The organism is Neglectibacter sp. X4 (assembly GCF_009917365.1).
GTDB lineage: Bacteria > Bacillota > Clostridia > Oscillospirales > Acutalibacteraceae > Acutalibacter.
Window position 1 is genome coordinate 1 of the sequence record NZ_QWLE01000190.1, and the last position, 924, is coordinate 924.

Below are 924 nucleotides of genomic sequence, written 5' to 3' on the forward strand. Positions count from 1 at the left end.
CCATCTTTTCCTCTCCTGTCTTTTTTTGATGCTTCCATTCTATCACAATTCCTCTACCTTGTGTAGACACTATCTAAATCTTTCTGGCGTTTTTGCTCTGCTGTGTCCAAAACGATCACCCTCTTTCTGCATGTTCATTGTACCACAAATATCTCTGCTTTTCAAGGATAGCAGAGGGGCCAAGGCAAAAACTATCGTTTGTTTCCACCCTGGCTGTCCTGCGTTACTCGTTTTCCATTGCCTACCTGACTTCCTCACGAAGCAGGCGCTTGATTTTATCCTCCATCGTCTCGGTGCTGGTGGTGCTGAAATGCGCCCACACCCGGTACTCCTTCTGTGCTTTTAACCATTTTTGCTGAATGAAATAACGGCGCATACTCCGGATACCGGAGCGGACGAAGTGACCAGCTTCGGATTCGCCCGTCCCCTCCGATTCTCCGATTTCCCGCAGCTTCTTCCCGCCCATGTACCGGGCGCGGATGCGGCGGGCCTGGGTGGGTGTCAGGCGGGCAAAGACTTCGTTCATGCGGGAGAGATTGCGCTCCTGTTCTGCGTGATCCTCCGCTTGGAGAAGTACGTCCTCCGGCGATTGGGCGTAGACGGAAATGTGAAGCTGTGTCCAGTCGTTGGTGTCCATGGAAAAAACCTTGTGATATAGCTTTTTTTCTCCTGCCGCTGCTCGATACGAAGCCCTTCTTCCAGGGCCTCGGCCACCTCACCGCTGACCTCGACAAAGGCGTCCTTTTGGATGGTGGGATAGTAATACTTCCGCAGATTGATGATCGGCATAGGCTGACCTCAGTCGGTCATCTTTTGCGGACAGTTCAATACATACCATGTGACGCTGGATAACTTCAACCTTTCCCATCTTCCTATCTATATCATGGGGGAGGAAAAGGTTTCCCGGTATTCCCTCTACATGGC

1 protein-coding gene and 1 pseudogene are annotated in these 924 nt (G+C 51.4%); both read right to left on the reverse strand.

Annotated features, from left to right (window positions below; translation table 11 throughout):
• Positions 1–241 precede the first annotated feature (241 nt).
• A pseudogene (locus tag D1841_RS19430) lies at positions 242–328 on the reverse strand (hypothetical protein); the annotation flags it as partial.
• 387 nt (positions 329–715) lie between these two features.
• Positions 716–924 (reverse strand): hypothetical protein (locus tag D1841_RS18830; protein ID WP_207709242.1); only part of this gene is annotated, 209 nt, incomplete at its 5' end.